We start from the raw sequence: 18,012 nt of genomic DNA, 5'->3' as shown, positions 1-18,012 counted from the left end.
CTAGGAACCAAACGTGGCTGAGGTTGTTATCGACAACGTTTACAAAACATTTCCGCGTCAATCCTCAGATGCTAAACCAGCAACGGTGCTTAAGCGCATCCATCTGAATGTTGAAGACGGTGAGTTCATGGTGCTTGTGGGACCATCTGGTTGCGGCAAGAGTACCCTGTTGCGGCTGATGGCCGGATTAGAAAGTGTCACAGGCGGTACGATTACCATTGGCAAACAGCGGGTAAACGACCTTCCCCCCAAACAGCGAGATGTGGCCATGGTTTTTCAAAGCTATGCCCTCTATCCGCACCTGAGCGTCTACGACAACCTGGCCTTTGGCCTGCGACGCACGGCCAGCAACTTGCCCCCAATCACCCGCTGGCAGCAAGCATTGTTTGGTATAACTCGGCTACTGCCGCCAGGGTTTCACTACTGGCCAGAACGGGAACAGGCGATCTCAAAACGGGTCAAAACCATCGCCGAAATCTTACAAATTACGCCCCTACTCAAACGGCTACCCCGACAGCTTTCGGGCGGTCAAAAACAGCGAGTTGCACTGGGTCGGGCCATGGCCCGGAATCCGCAGGTGTTTTTGATGGATGAACCCCTGTCGAATTTGGATGCGAAACTGCGCACTGAAACGCGGGCTCAGATTGTAGCGCTGCAGCGTCAGTTGGGCACTACAACCATCTATGTCACCCACGATCAAGTGGAAGCCATGACCATGGGTGACCGGATTGCGGTAATGCATCAGGGGGTGATTCAGCAAATTGCGGCCCCTTTAGAACTTTACCGGGCTCCTGTAAATCAATTTGTGGCGGCGTTTATCGGTTCACCCCCCATGAACTTTCTCACAGTTCAGGTGCAGGCTCCGCTGACGCTAGTCCACCCCGCTTTTCGGGTAACCCTACCCAGCCATTGGGAGCCGATTTTATCGCCTTATCATGATCGCTCATTAACCTTGGGAATTCGGCCCGAACATCTACGGCTAACAGTGCCAGCTCCTAAGCATTTGGAGGTCACAGTACAGCGCGTCGAAGCCTTAGGGAGTGAAACCTACCTGACTGTCGGCTTGAACGCACCTAGCTCTCCTGCAGGCTTATCCGATGACCCTATGCTGCTGGTACGTCTCGACGGAATGATTGACAATCCTCCTCGCCCCGACGATCAGCTCACCTTAGGCATTCGAGTAGAGCATATTCATTTGTTTGATTCAGACACTGGAGAAACAATTGTCAAGGCCCCCAGTGTCCTGGGCGTTGAGGCTTAGAAAACTATTTATTGTTTTCCTGAACGAGACTTAGCGTTTAAACTAAGACCAAGCCCCGCTAGCACTGCGATCGCAACTCCGGATGTCGGTTCTGGTACGGGAGTCGGATCAACCTCATCAGGCTCTGAAATGATGGGTCTAGCCTGAAAATCCCTAATCGTCACCTGAGCACGACCGTTGCGATTGTCTGTCCCGATTTGTAGGCCAAAGACTTGATTCGCCTTAACCATCAGGTCAAACATCCCCACTGAGCCTGATTGCGTAGCGCCCCCTGCTGGATCGCTCAGAGTCTTAAAAACACCGTTAGCACGTGAATCAGTGGGGGAAAAATCACTCACCACGAAGCCAAAGGGGTCAAAGATTGGCAGATCAGGAGTACTATAGTCCCAACTAAACGAGATGTATGTTGGTTCGGACACTGTGATAAACAACGTAGTAATGCTCAAGTCACAAACAAACAGAACACTACTCGGGGCCGTACCACAGGTATGCCCAAACTCGTTGAGGATACTAGCTTGATCGCTACCCAACAAGGTCAGCGAGTCTGGTGCATCGGTGAAATCAACCGACCCATTAAAAGGAGCTAAAGGAGTTCCCCCATCCAGAACAGGGCGAATGCTACCATCATCAGTCCCCTCAATACCAATCCGTGAATTGTCTATCCCAGTGAACGCTGGGCGACTATTAAACAGATCCCACTGGTCAACGGCAAAGCTACCGGTAAATCCCTGAGCACTTGCCATTTGAGCTGTTGTGCTAACAACAGCTATAGATGTCGCCAGTGCTCCAAAAACAGTCTTTAGAATGGCCTGTGCCATCGTATTGCAAAGAAAAAAAACTTAACCTTATTGTTCTTAACAAGGGTTAGTTAACCTAACCGGAAGATGACCCAATATCCGTACAAATCAACACGTCCTTTTGGATGCGTGTATCGTTGCTTTGCTGTTACGCCGACTATATCTTCCCAAACCATAAACGTCGGATTGAGAGGCGGGCATTTACTAAAACAATATTGTTGCTTTAGCTTTATTAAGCTGGGTTGATGGTGGATTAACAAGCTCTAATAAAGGTCAATCAATTACCCATAAACCCTGGGCATGTCATCAGTAGTTTCACCGTAGTTTGTGGTTTGTCTCAACAGTTTCGTCGTCTTGTTTGTTGTTTAGAACATCAAGACTCCTTGCTCCCTTGATATAGTCATAAAAACTGCAACGAACCTATACAAACAATGTTGCGGTTTTTATCTTCCTATCAATAATTTTTCAGAATATTAGTTTGTTCCACGTCATGACAGCGCAAACGCTGTAGGTTTTTAAAATCGCAACTTTGATGGCTAACGTGAATATCATGGGACAGCATCAGGACACTAAAAGAATTGGTCTACTTACAAGTGGTGGCGACTGTGCCGGGCTCAATGCTGCCCTGCGAGCTGTTGTTCATCGAGCCGACAGCTATGGCTGGGAGGTATTAGGAATTTCTCGTGCCACCCATGGCCTCATGGCCCGTCCACCTGAATATGTAGAGTTTGATGTATCTAGCACCCACAATTTACTGTTGGCCGGGGGAACTGTACTGGGTACCACCAACAAAGGAAATCCGTTTGATTTTCCATTATCTGATGGCACTACGTGCGATCGCTCCCAGGACATCATTGATGGCTATCATCTGTTAGGTCTGGATGCCCTGATTGGCATTGGCGGTGACGGCAGCATGGCTATCCTACGCCGCCTAGCCCAGCAAGGCGGGCTAAACCTGGTGGGTATTCCCAAAACCATTGATAACGACTTGGGCTCCACAGAGCGCTCCATCGGGTTTGACACCGCCGTCAATATTGCCACCGAGGCCTTAGATCGCTTGCACTTTACAGCCGCCAGCCATTCTCGAGTAATGATTCTAGAGGTCATGGGACGTGATGCCGGCCATATTGCCCTGAATGCCGGCATTGCCGGTGGGGCCGATATTGTTCTCATTCCTGAGATTCCCTACACCATCGACAAAATTTGCCAAACAATCAAAGGGTTAAAACGCAATTTCGCCACTATTATTGTCGCGGAAGCAGTCTGTACTGAGGCAGGGGAAAAGGTCACCCAAACCAATCGCCTGGGACAGTGTCGGCTGGGGGGCATCGGTGAATACCTGGCAGAACAAATTACCGAAACCATCGGCGCAGAGACGCGAGTGACTGCGCTGGGGCATGTGCAGCGAGGGGGAACCCCTTCACCACTAGATCGGGTACTGGCCACCGCCTTTGGTGTAGAAGCAGTAGACCTGATTGCCGCCAAAAAGTATGACCATATGGTGAGCTGGAAAAATCGCCAGGTAGTGCATGTGCCCATTACCGAAGCGATTGCTGAATACCGAGCAGTCAATCCTCAAGATACACTGGTAAAAACCGCCCGGGGCATGGGGATTTGCCTGGGTGATACTGCTTACTATGAAGTCGATAGCCATATTCGCTGTAAGACGCCCATTGTCAGCCTGCCAGCTTAGACATTTGCAGTGTACAACCATTGCCCAAATGTAAGCTTCTGTTAACCAAAGAGATGATCGCGCAGCTCACGATAGACAATAACCCCAAGGCATAGGCAATCCCCCTATGGCTATCATTGGTGACTATTGATTGCTACGCGATCAGCAATATCCGTTTCTACCCAGCCGCACTTGATGGTGCATTATTGTATGCAATTTGCTAAACCGTCGACGCTGTCCCAAGATGATACTCAAGAGAAAATTCTCGGGGCAGCCCAGCGGCTTTTTGCCCGTCATGGTTACGGGGGTACCACCACTCGCGATCTAGCTCAGGCGGCAGGTGTGGCAGAAGGAACGCTATTTCGACATTTTGAAAATAAAAAGGCAATTTTAATTGAGGTTGCCACTCGTGGATGGGTAGAATTACTCACTGACTTACTCACTGAACTGAGTGAAATGGCCAACTACAAGGCCATTGCCAAGGTCATGCGTAAACGTATGTTAAATCTGTCGGCTAACACCGACATGCTGCGGGTCTGTTTTATGGAAGCACAGTTTCATCCAGAACTCCGAGAGCGGGTACAGGCTGAAGTTATTGCCAAAATGACCGACGTGGCTGAAGCATTTTTTCAAACCGCTATGGATCGAGGTACCTATCGTCCCATGAACCCCAGAGTGGTTGCACGGATCTTTCTAGGCATGTTCACCATTGCCGGGTTTAGCCAGGTGACACTGGCTGATGAAGCCAACTCTCCTCAGGACATGAAAGAGTTGGCAGAGACCTTGGCCGATATTTTTCTCAATGGAGTGTTAGCCAATCCTGAGGCTTAACTCTGACGTCTGGGCAGTAAACGATTTAAATCGTCAGTATCCACTCGATACGCAGCACCAAACCCGATGACAAACTGCCCTGATTGGGGCTGTAGTTGAAAAACTTGAAAATCCGGCAGTCCTTTCATTAACCCGATCACTTGACCAAACCGCTGCTCAAACCGATCAATCAGCTGCTGCCACTGCGGGGTGTCGCGGGGTAAAGCATTGGCTGTGCAATCATAGGTAAGTCGACGTCGAGCAAAAATCTCATTGGCTTTGGCTTCGTCTTCAATAAAAAGAATGCTGGCCCGACTGGTTTGTTTAAGGTTTGTAGTGTGGGTGGATAACCCACTGACGTATATGTATAAGGTTTTATCCGGGTCGATCAAAAACGGGGCATAGCTGGCTTGGGGAATCCCATCGGCACTAACGGTGCTCAAGATAATACTGCGAAAGTTATCAGGGAATTCCTGGTAAAGCTCAGTAACACGGTTTAAGTCAGCCATGGTTTTACTTAGAAAAGCAGGTTTTATCGTGCGTGCTTTAGCGTACCACCCATAGTATTAGCTCTCAGACTGTTGGCCCTCAGACTAGTGAGGACTGGTGCTGTTTCGAATGGCTCCATGGAGTTTGTACCCTTCGGGTAAAATACTCAGGCTAGTTATCTAAGGTGAGGCTATGGCTCGTCGAATTATTCAAACTGATCAAGCTCCTGCTCCCGTGGGTCCTTACAATCAAGCGATTGTGGCCACCGGGGAAATGGTGTTTGCCTCAGGGCAGGTAGCCCTCGATCCGGCCAGTGGCACCTTGGTGGGTGAAGGGGATGTGGCGGCCCAGACTAAGCAGTGTCTAGATAATCTCACGGCTGTGTTGACGGCAGCTGGAGCCACCATGGCTGATGTGGTTAAAACATCTGTGTTCTTAAAGGATATGAATGACTTTGGCACCATGAACGGTGTCTATGCCACCTACTTTGATGAAGCAACAGCTCCGGCTAGAGCCTGTGTTGAGGTAGCCCGATTGCCCAAAGATGTCTTGGTGGAAATTGAGTGTATCGCAGTTGTTTAATTAGAATAGTTGACGGTTTAAACTTGGCGCGTTAACGTACAAGTATTCGAGCAGTATTAGCTCACAAACTTTTAACCCATGCCGTACCAGTTTTTCTACTTTTGGTTTAGTCAGGTTCACCAGCGATGAACCCTAGCGTTAGCATGGGCCGCTGGTGAACCGCAGAGCTTACACTCTGCGGTTTTGTTTTATTCCCCAATTCCCGGTTTTGTTTTAACTACCATGATGCATTACAGCTGGCAATTTACCTTTTTCTTTTTTACGCCACCACCGGGTAGGTAGCGATTGCTTTGCTGTATTGACTTGCCCGGAGCCCACCAAGGCTACGGGCTTTTTGTTTTTTTGCTGTTACTACTACTTCCTAAAACCATGAAGGACGCCAAACTTGTTGCCAAGGGTCATACGGAACACATTAGTGAAATTGAGATCGCGCCTGACCTGACTGGACCGTACGGAGCCAATCGTACTGTGGGTGGCAAAGACCTGTTTATTATCGGCGGCCCCTGTTCGATCGAGAGCATGGCCCAGATGGAAGCTATTGCCCAGGCCAAACTCCCGATCCAGGGCGTACGTGGTGGCATTTACAAACCTCGCACCTCACCCTACGCATTTCAAGGCCTCGGAGAGGTTGGCTTAGATATTCTCTCTGCCATCCGCCAACGCTACGCCTTGCCGGTGATCACTGAAGTCATGGCGATCCATCAAATTGAAAAGTTGGTTCCCCATGCCGATGTTCTCCAGGTCGGCAGCCGTAATATGCAAAACTTTGATTTACTCAAGGCCCTGGGTGAGGTAAATCAGCCTATTTTGCTCAAGCGAGGCTTAGCGGCAACAGTGAGCGAGTTTGTAATGGCAGCAGAATATATTGCTAGCCATGGCAATCCCAATGTTATTCTTTGCGAGCGTGGGATTCGGAGCTTTGATAGTTACACCCGCAACGTACTTGATATTGGCGCTGTGGTGGCCCTTAAGCAAATTACTCATCTACCTGTCCTGGTTGATCCCAGCCATGCCTCAGGTAAGCGAGAATTGGTTGCACCATTGGCTCGGGCTGCGATCGCAGCTGGAGCCGACGGTCTCATCATCGAGTGCCATCCAGATCCTGATAAATCAGTGAGCGATGCTCGTCAGACCATTAGCCTTGAAGCGATGGCCGCGCTCATAGACAGCTTAATTCCCATAGCGGAGGCTGTCGGTCGCAACGTTAGACCACACCATTCCTTAAATCTGGTGTCCTAGCCTATCCGAGAGATCGTACCCCCCCAATGCACATCCCCTGGAACAATGCCTGATCGCCTACTGTCTGTAATATCTAAAACTTATCAGGATGCGATCGCCAAACTTTAGACTGTTCATAGCTACGGATTTACTCTCGGTTAAAATGCTGAACTCCCCACGAGTCATAGTTTGGTTAACTGTTAAAGTTCCATCGGGATGTGCTTTTTTTACAAGGTATTCTGACGTCTAACTTTTTGATAGTACAACTATTCAGATACTGAGGTCATTATCAATTAATAATACATAAATATTAGTCAAGAGATGAGAGATATGGATCCATACTCTCTTGATATCCAGAATCTAACTGTCACCGTACAGATTAAAGCAGAACGGCCGTCAGCATGATTCGCGTTGCGCATTCAGATCTCAAAAATAAGTCAGAACATTTTATTTGGATTTTTAGGAGAAATCTGAGGTGAGACGAAAGCACTTCTTAAAGGGTATACCTGCTGTCGCTACACTCTCAGTCCTAACTATCTTAGGTCTCAAAAGTGTTACTGTCGATTTTGATCAGTATCGAAGTTACAGCGCGTTAATTTCAGATCAGCTTGTTGATGTAGCCGACACCCAACTCGCGTTACAAAATATCCGCTATACCATTTCACAAAATGGCCAAACCCTAAACACAGCTTTGCTAGAAGCTGAAAAGGTACAGGCTCAGCTGACGGCACAAATTCCTATTTCCCTATCAGAAAGAGATATCAGCAGTTTACAAAAACAATTAGCATTTAACGCTGAACTATTAGCCGAGAAACATCAACTAATTGAACAACTCGAAACACATCATGCTGAGGTAAGAACAGCATTAGCACAGGAAACCAATTTGCTCAATGGCTTAAGTGGTAGTCTGCGGCTGGAGATTGAAGCCCTACTTGATGATCTATCTCTCTATGCCGTCACCAGTGACACAAAGCTCGTTGATGACATCAAAGTAAAGCTGAACCGCGTTAGCGGCAAACTTGATACCAATGCAGCGACACAGCGCCAACTCGCTCAAGTAGTGCAGCTAGTTTTAGAGAATAAACCAGCTGCAGATGCGCTCATTACTCAAGTTTTTGATTTGCCACTGACCAATAATATTCGCGCCCTGGAACAACAGTTTGATAATATTCAGCAAACTACGCAGGCACGCATTACTTTATATCGTAATCTAATTTACATATTGGCATTTGCTAGTTCTGGCATGGTAGCCTTTTGGGTCATCAATCGCCTACAGCAATCTAGCCAGAAAACAATTCGAGTATTAGAAAGCATCACCGATGCGTTTATTGCCGTAGATCGCACCTGGTCAATCACCTATGTTAATGCTCAGGCGGCTGATATTCTTAAATGTGATCTTCCAGGACTGTTAGGGCAAGATTTTTGGAAGGTTCTACCCGAATCACTTGGCAAACGCTTTACAGAACAATACCGCCAAGCTGTAGCCACTAACTTAGAAGTCGTCAGTTTTGAAACCTATTATGAGCCCACTGAACGTTGGCTAATGGTACGTGGCTACCCAGGTCTTGATGGTTTGTCTATCTTTTTACAGGACTTTACAGAGCGCAAACAAGCTGAAGAACAACTGCTCGAACTGAATCGCGATCTCGATAGTCGGGTTAAAGACCGCACAACCCAGCTGGCGGATGCTATGGAAGAAGCGGAAACAGCAAGGGTGAAGGCAGAAGATGCCAATCGGTCTAAAAGTGAGTTTCTGGCTAACATGAGCCACGAACTACGTACACCTCTCAATGCGATTATTGGCTACAGCGAAATGTTAGAAGAAGATTTCACCAGCCTGGGTGAAGATGACTTTGTCCCTGATTTACAAAAAATTCAAGGTGCAGGCAAACATCTGCTAGGACTGATCAACTCAGTACTCGACTTGTCCAAAATTGAAGCAGGTCGTATGGAACTCTTCTTAGAAGATATCTGTATCAAGACCCTATTGAATGAAATTATCGGCACCATTCAACCTCTGGCTCAGAAAAATAATAATCAGCTGTCTTTAATCTGTCCGGATCATATAGAGTCTCTCCATGCAGACCAAGTTAAACTCCGACAGAGTCTGATTAATCTGTTGAGCAATGCCTGTAAATTTACTGAAAATGGCACAATCACCCTGGCGGTTCAGCCAACGATGATGAGTAGCCTTCAAGGGCATCAGGAAAATTATCTGCAATTTACAGTCACCGATACTGGAATTGGGATGACATCTGAACAAATGGGAAAAGTTTTTCAGGCATTCACCCAAGCAGATACATCAACAACAAGAAAGTATGGGGGTACTGGTTTAGGCCTGACCATCACAAAACAGTTTATTTCCATGATGGGAGGTGATGTCACCGTCGACAGCGTCTATGGCGAAGGCACGACATTTACGCTGACTATCCCCCAAGCTGTTCAACTAGATCGACCCTCAGATGAAACCTTCTTTGCCCCACCGGTCCGCCTCATTGAGCGGAAGTCAATCTCGACAGTCCACGAAATATCAGGTCGCACTTCAGAAAAAACAATCCTCTTGATTGATAATGATACAGATGCTTGTGAAAGCATACACAGCTGGCTGACCGATGCTGGTTACAACGTTGTGTGTGCTGTTGATGGCCAACAGGGGCTTGTACTAGCCGATGAGCTGCTTCCTGATGCCATTATTCTGGACATGATGCTACCCGATCAGGATAGCTGGGGCGTTTTACAAAAACTCAAGGCACTACCGACAGTATCTCAAGTGCCTGTGATTTTACTGTCAATGACCGATGATCGCGATCGCGCCTATCAGCTAGGGGTAACTGACTATATGCTGAAGCCTATCGATCACCTGCATCTGCTTGAGCTTTTAGACACTCAACTCCCTGAGCAAACAAACCCGAGAATTTTAGTGGTTGAGGACGATGCCAATGCCAGAGAAATCATGGGGCGTTTCTTACAGCAGCACGATTGGACCGTCGTCCTTGCAGCTAACGGACAGCAAGCCCTAGAGTATCTCAAAACTACTGTACCTGACTTAATTGTGCTAGACCTGATGATGCCCGGTATGGATGGCTTTGAATTTGTCCAGATCCTGCGTCAAAGTCCTGATTGGAGCAACATCCCTATCATTATTGTAACTGCTAAGACACTAACAGCTAAGGATCAGAAGCGTTTGGACGGTGTTATTCGGGTGTATCAAAAAGCTGATTTTAATCGACAGGATTTGCTAAATGAAGTACAAACTCTTGTTTATTCCAAAGTCAACGGTACCCCTGTAGCCCGGTAAACCTTACTTTCTAGCTTTTACAGGTAGCTGTTCGAACTATGGGAAGTTATTTTTGACATGCGTGATGTTAACACTATGGGCAGTAACAATAGATATAATGTCCTTAACTATAAACGTGTATTTTCCGGAACCTATTGCACTTCTCAAGCATCTTTATAAAGAAGTTTTTCTGTCATCAGTATGGGGTACCAGCCAAATTAGGCAGAAACTAGTATTTATCCTAATCAAATAGTGAGGGAGTGCGACTATTCGATTATTAAAGCCTTGATATTTTAAGTATAGATATCCAGTAAATCAATTCTTTATTTGTTAAAAACAAACTAGGGCATCAGTTTTTTGTAGGAAATGTACTAACTCCTTATTTCCATAATAGAGAAATGAGTGATTATTCATTAAGCACATTCATATTTCTCATATTTTTATCGAGATGAAGCCTATCGCTATTTTTCATGGGTATAGTCTCTGACAATATTTAACCTTTTCATTTATATTTACGTATTGCAACGGGCTTGTGGTTCAAATCAACGACTGTTCTCCTTATATAGATAAAATTTTTAGGAGGTTATTCTAGTGAATCGAGACTCTCTATCTAAAGGAGCAGGAGTAACTATAGCTTTTCTCCTCCTCATATTTTTGGGGGTTAAAGGCAAAGCTGTTAATGTTAGTAAATACCAAGAATACGCAAATTTAATCGCTAGCCAGGTTGAAAGCGATGCAGACGTCGAGCTAGCATTACTAAAAGAACGCTACACGCTCCTAAGAAATGATGAGCCACTGGAAGAAGCGCTAGCCCAAGAGCTATCCATTCAGCAAGAGCTTGCACAAAAAATTCCTAGTTTTATAGCCAAAGAGGATCAAGCAAAGCTACAGAATCTGATTAGTCGTGATGCTCAGCTTTTAGAGGAAAAAACTGAGCTGGTCAATCAATTTCAGACAACGAACGCAGAATTACAAAATGCGCTCATCCAGTTACCTGATTTAGTCAACCGCTTAAAAGAGACAAGTGATGCAGATCTTGAACGATTAATTGACGACGTTTTAATCTACATCATGGCCACTGATGAACAGTTGGTGACCACAATCGAGGCAGAATTAAATACAGTTAAGTCTAAACTCAATGCAGGTGAGTTTTCTAGTGCAGAAGACGTAGCACAGGTGGCACAGCTGACTCAAACTGTGCTGGAGAACAAGCCTTTTGCCGATGCCCTGTTAGACCAGGTCGTCAATTTACCGCTCACTACGAATATTAGTGAGTTGGAGAGTACTTTTGATGAATCGAGTCGGATAGCCTTCAGACAAGTTGCCATTTATAGAAATGTAGCCTACATCATCGCATTAGCGCTGATTGGAATAATCGCCTATGGTCTGGTTGCACGGTTGCGGCAGTCTACCCAGCGTACCACCAGTGTGTTGGAAAATATTACTGATGCATTTGTTGCCGTTGATCGAAGCTGGAAGGTGACTTATGTAAATGCCCAGGCTGCTGAGGTACTCAAACGCAGTATTCAGGGACTTTTAGAACAGGATTTCTGGAAGATTTTTCCTGAATCCCTGGGAACTCGTTACGAACAGCAGTATCGTCGTGCGATGGCCGAACAGACGGTGGTTAGCTTTGAAACTTATTATGCCCCGACTCAACGCTGGTTGCAGGTGAGGGGGTATCCTGGCCGCGATGGCTTATCACTGTTTCTACAGGATGTGACTGAGCGCAAACAGGCTGAAGAACAGTTGATGGAGCTAAATCGCGATCTCGATAGTCGTGTACAAGATCGCACTACCAAGCTGATGAAAGCCATGGAAGAGGCAGAGGAAGCACGGGTAAAAGCAGAAGATGCCAATCGCTCTAAGAGCGAATTTTTGGCCAATATGAGCCACGAGCTACGGACACCTCTTAATGCCATTATTGGTTACAGCGAAATGCTAGAGGAAGAAGCGGCTGATGTCGGGGAGGATAGTTTTGTACCTGATCTCCAAAAGATTCAAGGTGCAGGCAAACATTTGTTAGGGCTAATTAATTCAGTTCTAGACCTGTCTAAGATTGAGGCAGGGCGCATGGAGCTATTTCTTGAAGATTTCTCTATCACAGAGATGGTGGAAGAGATCTCTGGAACAATCATTCCGGTTGCCCACAAAAACAACAATCATCTGTCGATTTTCTGTTCGGATGATATTAGTGAATTACATGCAGATCAAACTAAGCTAAGACAAAGCTTGTTTAATTTACTGAGTAATGCTTGTAAATTTACCGAGAATGGCAATATTACTCTAACGGTTGAGCAAATTCCTGCGGTTGATAGCTCAGTGTATGCCGGAGACTGGTTCCGCTTCATCGTCAGCGATACGGGGATTGGCATGAAGGATGATCAAGTCGAAAAGATTTTTGATGCCTTTACCCAAGCAGATGCGTCTACTACTCGTAAGTATGGTGGTACAGGTCTAGGGCTGGCGATTACTAAACAGTTTATCAACATGATGGGAGGAGATATTTCTGTAGAAAGTCTCTATGGGCAGGGAACTACTTTTTCATTAGTGATTCCGCAAGTAGTGCAGCCGACGAATCCCAAAGGTAAACCATTTTTTGCGCCGACCCTATCGTCGTCTGAAGGCGAAGTCGTTTTAGCTCACAATGTGCTGACACAACAGTCTACGAAACAAACAGTTTTAGTTATTGATGACGATGACGATGCTCGGGAGATTTTGCGGCGTTCTTTAGATGAGGCTGGCTATGATGTGGTCTGTGCTGCGAGTGGTGAACAAGGTCTCGCCCTGGCAGGTGAATTACTGCCTGATGCCATCACGCTGGATGTAATGATGCCGCAAATGGATGGATGGTCAGTACTAAGACAGCTAAAAGAAATGCCTGTCGTTTCCGAAATTCCTGTTATTTTGTTGTCGATCGTAGATGATCGTCCGATGGGGCATAGCCTAGGGGCAGCTGATTATCTAACTAAGCCAATTGATCGCAAGCGTCTGCTGAGTGTTTTAGAAACTCATCTCGCCAATCAGGTTTCTCCCACTATTTTGGTGGTAGAAGATGATGTGAATGCGCGCGAGATTATGGGACGTTTTTTACAACGGCAAGATTGGACTGTGGAACTAGCTTCCAATGGGCGTGAAGCGTTGCAGTATCTGGATAATCATTTACCCAACTTAATTGTGTTGGATCTAATGATGCCTGAAATGGATGGGTTTGAGTTTATTCAAATGCTACGCCAAAACTCTGATTGGCAGGATATACCTGTGATTGTGGTAACAGCAAAGGCTCTGACTGTTAGCGATCAGCAACAGTTGGAAGGGGTAGCTCGGGTGTATCAAAAGGCGGATCTCAATCGTCAAGAGCTTATAAGTGAGCTGCAGGCGATGGTTTCGACCAAGGCGGTTTCAACGCCTAGTACAACAGATTCAGTTACTAGCACTGATCCAGTGTCTAGTACATCTGATTAACCCGGTAGTAATTGTAGGCTGAGGTTAATTGAGGGGATTATGGCAAGAATCTTATTGGTTGAAGATAACGAGCTAAATCGTGACATGCTAAGTCGACGTCTTCGTCGTCGTGGATATGATTTGGCTGTCGCTGTAGATGGTGCTGAAGCGATTGCGATCGCATCTGCTCAGCCATTTGATCTAATTCTTATGGACATGAGTTTGCCAGTGATCGACGGCTGGGAAGCAACAAGGCGATTAAAGGCCCAACCCCATACACAGCAGGTGCCCATTATTGCACTGACTGCCCATGCCATGCGTGGCGATCGCGACCAGGCATTGGCTGCAGGTTGTGATGACTATGACACCAAACCAATTGATCTCAAGAGACTACTAAGCAAGATCAAAGCCTTCTTGGCCAAAGATCAATTGGCCACTTCGACCGATAGCTCAAAAACCACCACCGTTTCCGAAACAAAAGCTGCACCAGTCATTCCAATTTCATCAGTTACCCCAATTACTCCACCTGCAGCTTCGGTAGCTCCCATCTCTCCAATAGTCCCAACTGTGCCAGTCACACCGCTCACATCACCTGCGGCTTTCGTCACCCCACTAGACTCTGATACTCCGATCACCACAGATACCTCGAATGCCCCAGGGACTCCGCTAGGTTCAGTAACTCCAATTACCGCTGATCCTGCCGACACATCAGTGAGTTCTGAGCAATTCACCCCGATTACTGCAGATGTCTCAGTGCCCCCCATTGCCCCCGTCACCCCGATTAGTTCGGACGTTTCGGTCGTTCCTCCGGTAACACCTGCTGCCAGCACAGCACCAGCAGACAACTCGTCAACGCCATCCCCTGACAAACCCAACAATATATTCAGCGGTTTGCCCATCCTTGTCGTTGACGATAACGAAGATAATCGTGACATGCTGAGTCGACGTCTTAATCGCCGTGGCTATCAGTCAGTGGTTGTAGATAGCGGCGAAGCAGCCTTAGACTACATTCAACACAACAAAAATGTGGCTCTGGTATTGCTAGATATCATGATGCCAGGCATCGATGGTATCGAGACCCTAAAACGTATCCGGCAAACCTATTCCCGTAATCAGCTGCCTGTATTGATGGTAACGGCAAAAGCTCAAAGTGATGATATGGTTAAGGCCTTTGAACTAGGCGCAAATGATTACATCACAAAACCTATCGATTTTGCCGTCACCTTGGCCCGTGTCGAAACTCAACTAGCGATCGTAAAAGCAACACAACAGCCGGTTGAGCCCGTTAACTCTAACCAGCTAGACCAACCCGCTGAAACTACGTCTCAAACAGTCAAGGCTGCCAATTCTCCCAAAGCTGGCACACAGTCAGCAGTCGCTAATATTTCACTAGTTCCTAAAACAACGTTCTCTCGATTTGCAGCCCAGCGCTATCAGGTCCAATATTTTCTGCGTCAAGAACCCTTAGGGCCCATTTCTATAGCCCTAGATAAACAAACAGATTCTCTAGTATTACTGCAGACACTCAAAGCCTATTCCCCAGATACGGCCGAGCTTTTAAAGCAGGTCATGGAAAAAGAAACAGAAAAGTTTGAAGCCTTACGCTCCTTATTCCCAGGATATACCTACGGACAAGTAGACAACACGTTTTACATTATCCACGGGTTAGGCGAAACGTTTAATCAGGAACAGTTGTTACAAGCTAAGTTGCAAACACCCTGGCAACTAGAATCAGTACTGTTACTGATGGATCGACTACTGGAACAAGTTGGCATATTTCATCGACACAATCAGGTACACGCCGGCTTAAGGGATGACTCCTTTATTCAAACCCATGGTCGAGAAAACTCAGGCCAATCCATGGTGCTTGTCGATAGTGGTCTAGGTAAACGAGTGATGATCGGCGTTAGTCAGCAGTCTGCTGAATATCGTAAGCAGCTGTTAATGCAGCGAGACTATCAGCCCCTAGAACAGCGCATTGGCCGACCGGCCATGAGCAGCGATGTGTATGCCCTCGGTCTAATTGGTCTACAGGCTTTGACAGGGCAATCGATCGATCGGCTTACGCTTCCCACCGTTAGTGGTGACTTACCGTGGCGTCAATTCGCTTCTGTTGGAGAACCGATAGGAGAGTGGTTTGATAAATTGATTCAACAGAACCAAGGTAAACGATTTGAACATGCCATGGCGGCTCGTGCCGCATTGCGCCCACACCTACAACCCTACTTAGCAGAGCCTGGCTAAATGTGGCTTCTGCCCCGATACTAGAACGCTTGAACACTTATATATCTAAGGACAGAAGCATGAGGGCGGAGGAATGAAGCAGATGCTTGAATTAGTCAAGTCTCAAGGCTCTCATTTGTCCTAGCCGCCCCTCTCCTTGCTGATATTGAAAAAGCTACACAGCTGTAGCAAAATATGCGTCTTGTTCAAAGCGAAGCCTGTCACAGAATCGCCCTTCTGGCAGAATCACATCATCGTAAGTAATTACAGCATCTTCAGCAATTGATCGTTTAAGTTTACAACCTTCTGCAAGGCCCATAGGTAATAGTTTTTGTGCTAGAGCTACATCAGCATTTTCGCATTGACCGTAGGTCATGTAGTAGCCAATACCATCCAAAGTTTCGCCTTCTTTAAGATCTGTTTTAGCGGAAGCAACAACATCCACCCTAGGTTTACCCAGGGGAGCCATGACCGCATCGTTAAAGAGAACAGCACGAGCTAAGGATAAAGGGACTTCAAAATGGCAAATGTGATAAGGAGTATAGAAGCTGTATAGAGGACCTTCTCCACGTTTGTAGTATTTCAAATAGTGATGATGTTTGGGGTCATCGTTGGTCGCATAGATAAAGACACTAGCGGCAGGCTGAGCACCAACAACATAATCAACAATTCCCCCAAGGGACTTGAGCTGTTCTACATCGTAGAGGTGGGTCATATCATCAACATGACCACTAAACTCGTAGCCCAACATGCCACGCCGAGCTACTTGCATTCCGGTTGCATTGGCAACAATTGCCTGTTCATAGGAGATTTTGGTACCGTCAGCAAAACTGGTGACCATATGGGCAGCCTGTTTCCATTTTGCCGCAAAGCTTTTTTGGGTAGTCGGATTGCGATAGCGGTCCTGCAACCCCTTAACATTGCCACATAGTAAGGGAGTAAACCCAATGCTCTTAACATAACGGTAGAGGTTAACTTCTAGACCGGGTTGATCACCATCACAGTTAGATAATATTACGCCCGCCCGGTCGGCATAGACTTTAAGTAGGGGACCCACAGTACCGTCGAGCTCTGCATTCATGAGAATGACATGCTTTTGATTGTTGATGGCTTCCATCACAATCTGGGCACCAAATTCGATAGTGCCAGTGACTTCTACGAGTGCGTCAATATTTTCTGTTTTGCACAGTAGCGAAGCATCTTCAGTTACTGCTGGTTTGCCCTTGGTGATAGCATCCTCTAGTTTTGCTAGGGTGCTCACTGTCTGGATAGTCTCTACACCTGCTTCTTGATAAGCTCTCCTAGCCCCATCCAAGTGGCGATTGTAAATGGCGACTAATTCCATACCAGGTACGGAATTAATAATTTGGTTGGCGATGCCCCGCCCCATAAAGCCAGCACCAATCATGCCTACACGTACGGGAGCGCCTGCTTCAGCGCGAGCTTTGAGGGCTGTGTCTACAATAATCATAATGACGTTCCTAAGGAAACTGGTTGGTCAGATAGCAAAGGCCAGTTGGTATCTTTGTTGGAAATGGTGGTGACTGGTAATGGCCAGTCAATGGCCAATTTGGGATCGTTATAACGCAGTCCTCGCGCATAGCCAGGAGTGTAAAATTCGGTGATCTGGTAAGCTACCTCAGTATTATCCGTTAATGTTTGAAAGCCATGGGCAAACATTTCAGGAACATATAGAAGCTTACGGTTTTCCGCCGTCAGCTCTGTAGCCAGATAGGATAGATAGGTTGGAGAGCCTGCTCGCAAATCAACAATGACGTCGTAAATCGCTCCCTGGGTGCAACGGACTAGCTTAGCTTCGGTGACAGGGGGTATTTGGAAATGTATTCCGCGCAGGGTGCCCTTTTTATAATTAAAGGAAAGGCTGCACTGGGCAACGACAGGTTGTAAGCCACGTTCTTCAAACTCTTGCTTGCAGAATGTACGGGCAAAGAATCCTCGGTCATCCTGAAGTTGCTCGAGGTCAATAACATAGACCCCTTGAATCGAGGTGTCGTTAAAGATCATAGATGATGAAATCTGCTAACAGATATTAGAAACATAACAATATGGTTCTATTAGTCCAAGAGCTTTTTCCAATGTGGAAAGCGTTCTTAGCCATTTGTACCATGCAACATTACTAAAGTTAGCGCGACTTTATCATGGAGAGCCATTATTAACTCAGTTGCAGTCATACCGAGAGTCTGAGAGAGCTGATATGGAAAGATTGAAGCGACAAGAC

12 protein-coding genes are annotated in these 18,012 nt (G+C 46.5%); 8 read left to right on the top strand and 4 right to left on the bottom strand.

Annotation, left to right across the window (positions count from 1 at the left end; genetic code table 11):
- Positions 1–13: 13 nt before the first annotated feature.
- Positions 14–1,261, top strand: a complete 1,248-nt coding sequence (locus tag N836_RS69285) for an ABC transporter ATP-binding protein (protein WP_023076460.1) — start codon at positions 14–16, stop codon at positions 1,259–1,261.
- Between the two features lie 8 nt (positions 1,262–1,269).
- Here the strand turns inward: N836_RS69285 and N836_RS69280 are convergent, their stop codons facing one another.
- Positions 1,270–2,079, bottom strand: coding sequence for a hypothetical protein (locus N836_RS69280; protein ID WP_023076459.1), 810 nt, complete (start codon positions 2,077–2,079; stop codon positions 1,270–1,272).
- Positions 2,080–2,590: 511 nt separating this feature from the next.
- Here N836_RS69280 and N836_RS69275 point away from each other — a divergent pair.
- Complete coding sequence (locus tag N836_RS69275; protein ID WP_023076458.1) at positions 2,591–3,751, top strand: ATP-dependent 6-phosphofructokinase; 1,161 nt, start codon at positions 2,591–2,593, stop codon at positions 3,749–3,751.
- 189 nt (positions 3,752–3,940) lie between these two features.
- Positions 3,941–4,561, top strand: a complete 621-nt coding sequence (locus N836_RS69270; protein WP_023076457.1) for a TetR/AcrR family transcriptional regulator — start codon at positions 3,941–3,943, stop codon at positions 4,559–4,561.
- On the opposite strand, the gene N836_RS69265 is transcribed toward N836_RS69270, so the two are convergent.
- Entirely contained in the window at positions 4,558–5,049 is a 492-nt protein-coding gene (locus N836_RS69265; protein WP_023076456.1) for a HugZ family pyridoxamine 5'-phosphate oxidase, read from the bottom strand. The two genes, N836_RS69270 and N836_RS69265, sit on opposite strands and share 4 nt — an antisense overlap.
- A gap of 172 nt (positions 5,050–5,221) precedes the next feature.
- Here N836_RS69265 and N836_RS69260 point away from each other — a divergent pair, with 172 nt between their 5' ends.
- From N836_RS69260 to N836_RS75480, 5 genes are all read left to right on the top strand, one after another.
- Positions 5,222–5,611 carry a RidA family protein gene (locus tag N836_RS69260; protein ID WP_023076455.1) on the top strand — a complete coding sequence of 130 codons (390 nt, stop codon included), beginning with the start codon at positions 5,222–5,224 and terminating at the stop codon, positions 5,609–5,611.
- A 369-nt stretch (positions 5,612–5,980) separates the two neighbouring features.
- Positions 5,981–6,850 (top strand): 3-deoxy-7-phosphoheptulonate synthase, encoded by an 870-nt coding sequence (gene aroF / locus N836_RS69255; protein ID WP_031294453.1) that lies wholly within the window; start codon positions 5,981–5,983, stop codon positions 6,848–6,850.
- A 454-nt stretch (positions 6,851–7,304) separates the two neighbouring features.
- A complete protein-coding gene (locus tag N836_RS69250; RefSeq protein ID WP_023076453.1) occupies positions 7,305–10,127 on the top strand; it encodes a response regulator in 2,823 nt (940 codons plus the stop codon).
- Positions 10,128–10,697: 570 nt separating this feature from the next.
- Positions 10,698–13,571 (top strand): response regulator, encoded by a 2,874-nt coding sequence (locus tag N836_RS73980; protein WP_051394709.1) that lies wholly within the window; start codon positions 10,698–10,700, stop codon positions 13,569–13,571.
- A gap of 39 nt (positions 13,572–13,610) precedes the next feature.
- The gene (locus tag N836_RS75480; RefSeq protein ID WP_023076451.1) at positions 13,611–15,794 is read left to right on the top strand and encodes a response regulator; all 2,184 of its coding nucleotides are present in this window, start codon (positions 13,611–13,613) and stop codon (positions 15,792–15,794) included.
- 154 nt (positions 15,795–15,948) lie between these two features.
- On the opposite strand, the gene N836_RS69245 is transcribed toward N836_RS75480, so the two are convergent.
- Positions 15,949–17,244: an NAD(P)H-dependent oxidoreductase gene (locus tag N836_RS69245; RefSeq protein WP_023076450.1), complete on the bottom strand. Its 1,296-nt coding sequence runs from the start codon at positions 17,242–17,244 to the stop codon at positions 15,949–15,951.
- On the bottom strand, positions 17,241–17,798 hold the full coding sequence (rfbC, locus tag N836_RS69240; protein WP_023076449.1) for a dTDP-4-dehydrorhamnose 3,5-epimerase: 558 nt from the start codon (positions 17,796–17,798) through the stop codon (positions 17,241–17,243). The genes N836_RS69245 and rfbC overlap by 4 nt, the downstream gene beginning before the upstream one ends.
- Between the last annotated feature and the right edge of the window lie 214 nt (positions 17,799–18,012).

The organism is Leptolyngbya sp. Heron Island J (genome assembly GCF_000482245.1).
GTDB lineage: Bacteria > Cyanobacteriota > Cyanobacteriia > Phormidesmidales > Phormidesmidaceae > Leptothoe.
The sequence above is the reverse complement of the archived record's forward strand: the minus strand, read 5'-3'. Positions and strand labels throughout refer to the sequence as shown.